Source organism: Romboutsia weinsteinii, from assembly GCF_002250835.2.
GTDB lineage: Bacteria > Bacillota > Clostridia > Peptostreptococcales > Peptostreptococcaceae > Romboutsia_A > Romboutsia_A weinsteinii.
Genome location: NZ_NOJY02000121.1, coordinates 1 through 2,745 on the forward strand (window position 1 = coordinate 1; position 2,745 = coordinate 2,745).

The 2,745-nt window shown below is 30.4% G+C and carries 1 protein-coding gene and 1 pseudogene; one reads left to right on the forward strand and one right to left on the reverse strand.

Features of this window, described 5'->3' with window-relative positions:
* Positions 1–1,846 (reverse strand): excinuclease ABC subunit UvrB (gene uvrB, locus CHL78_RS19905; RefSeq protein ID WP_116041755.1); only part of this gene is annotated, 1,846 nt, incomplete at its 3' end.
* Positions 1,847–2,253: 407 nt separating this feature from the next.
* On the opposite strand from uvrB, the pseudogene CHL78_RS19910 reads away from it, so the two are divergent.
* Positions 2,254–2,745 (forward strand): annotated as a pseudogene (locus CHL78_RS19910) (transcriptional regulator); the annotation flags it as partial.

Below are 2,745 nucleotides of genomic sequence, written 5' to 3' on the forward strand. Positions count from 1 at the left end.
CTTCTATATCATCACTATCTTTGAATCCGTAAGTAGCTTCTTCATCAGCAACTACAGTTGCTTCTATAGCATTTCTTACACTCTTTTGTATTGTCTTAGGTGTTATACCATGCTCTTTATTGTACTGATCTTGAATTTCTCTTCTTCTTTTTGTTTCTTCTATAGTAGCCTGCATAGATCTAGTAATTTTGTCAGCATACATTATTACCTTACCATTTTCATTTCTTGCAGCACGCCCTACCGTCTGTATCAGAGACGTTTCAGAACGTAAGAAACCTTCTTTATCTGCATCTAGTATTGCAACTAAAGATACCTCAGGAATATCTAATCCTTCTCTCAGTAAATTTATACCTACAAGTACATCAAACTTACCTAATCTTAAATCTCTTATTATCTCTATTCTTTCCAATGTATCTATATCAGAGTGTAAATATCTTACCTTTATGCCTATTTCTTTTAGGTAATTAGTAAGGTCTTCACTCATTTTTTTAGTTAAGGTAGTTATTAATACTCTTTCACCTTTTTCTGTAATTTGATTAATTTCTCCTACCAAGTTATCTATTTGATTATTTATAGGTCTAACTTCTATTATAGGATCTAATAATCCTGTAGGTCTTATTATTTGCTGAGCTATGGTAGTTGAATGCTCTATTTCATAAGGACCTGGTGTAGCCGTTACAAATAGTATTTGATTAATATTACTCTCAAATTCACTAAAGTTTAAAGGTCTATTATCGTAAGCTGAAGGAAGTCTAAATCCATTATCAATAAGTGATCCTTTTCTAGATCTATCTCCCGCATACATACCTCTTACTTGAGGAACTGTAACATGAGATTCATCCACTATTATTAAGTAGTCATCTGGGAAGAAATCCATTAACGTGTATGGCTTTTCACCAGGCTCTCTACCTGTAATATGTCTAGAATAGTTTTCTATACCTTGGCAGAATCCTATTTCTTTAAGCATTTCGATATCATATTTAGTTCTTTGATCTATTCTTTGAGCTTCTATAAGCTTATCATTTTCTTTAAAGTAATTTACTCTCTCAACAAGTTCTTCCTCTATATTCACAACAGCTTTCTCAACTCTTTCTGGTGTTGTGACATAGTGAGATGCAGGGAATATGACTACATGATTTCTAACCCCAGCTATCTTACCAGTTACATAATCTATTTCTGTTATTCTATCTATTTCGTCTCCAAAAAACTCTATTCTTATTGCCCTCTCATCATTACTTGCAGGAAAAATCTCTAAAATATCTCCTCTAACTCTAAAAGTACCCCTAGTAAAATTGATATCATTTCTCTCGTACTGTATTTCTATTAATCTCTTTATGATATCATCTCTATCTCTTTCCATTCCTGGCCTTAAAGATACCATAAGATTTCTATAGTCTTCAGGATCCCCCAAACCATAAATACAAGAAACTGAAGATATTATTATCACATCTTTTCGCTCTAAAATCGAAGCAGTTGCAGAGTGACGCAACTTATCTATTTCATCATTTATACTAGCATCCTTTTCTATATATGTATCACTATGGGCTACATAAGCCTCTGGTTGATAATAATCATAGTAACTTACAAAATATTCAACTGCATTTTCAGGAAAGAATTCTTTAAATTCACTATATAATTGTGCTGCTAAAGTTTTATTATGAGCAATGATTAATGTAGGTTTTTTTACCTCTTGTATTATATTTGCCATAGTAAAAGTCTTTCCCGATCCAGTAACTCCTAATAATGTAGAAAATTTTTCATCTCTATTCATAGAACTAACAATTGACTTTATAGCTTCTGGTTGGTCACCCGTAGGCTTAAAATCAGATTTTATTTTAAAATCCACAATATCACTCCCTTTCCGAACACTCGTTCCTAATATTTATAAGTATACCATATATTCATCACTTTTTGAGTATATTTAGATATAGTTTATATTAAATTGTTAGAGAACATTTTTTACATATTTTACCCAAAATGTCTAAATATGAACCTATATATTAAAATACTTTTACATAAAAACAAAGACCTCTATGGGGGATAGAGGCCTTATAAAATGGGGGAGATTGAGTAATTCTTTTACTTTATTAAGTTTTATAAATATAGTATGTCCCCTATATTTATTGCTTATACATTTTTTCCAAAAAAGATTAATAATTTTTTATCAATTCTGAACTATGAGATATTAGTCTTATAGTTTTTTCATTTATATAGTATAATCTTTTTATTATAAGATTTAATCGGAGGAATTTGATGATAGTAGGAATTATAGGGCCATTAGATTCTGGCCTAAAAATACAAAGCAATTTAAAAAAGATAGATTCTAGTCTAGAAACTAAATTATATATAAGAGAAAAAGCAATAGAAGCTTTGGAAGTAATAGATGAATGCGAAAAAGAATGCGATGCAATTATGTTTACTGGTTGTGGTGTTTATGAAGCTATTAAAAACAAACATGATATAAAACTTCCTAATGTATTCGTTTCTAAGGGAGGAACAAGTATAATAAAAGCATTTTGGGAAATCAAAGATTTAGGCATGAAATTAGACAGATTTAGTATAGATGTTGTGGAAAATGAAATACTTGAGGACTTACTAAATGAGATAGAAATTAATCCAACTGAGGTGTATTATATTCCATTTAGCGGAGAAAAAGATGAAACAGAATACATAGAATCGCATATAAGACTATTTGAAGATAAGAAAGTAGATACAATTCTTACATCTTTTTGCGCAGTATACAGC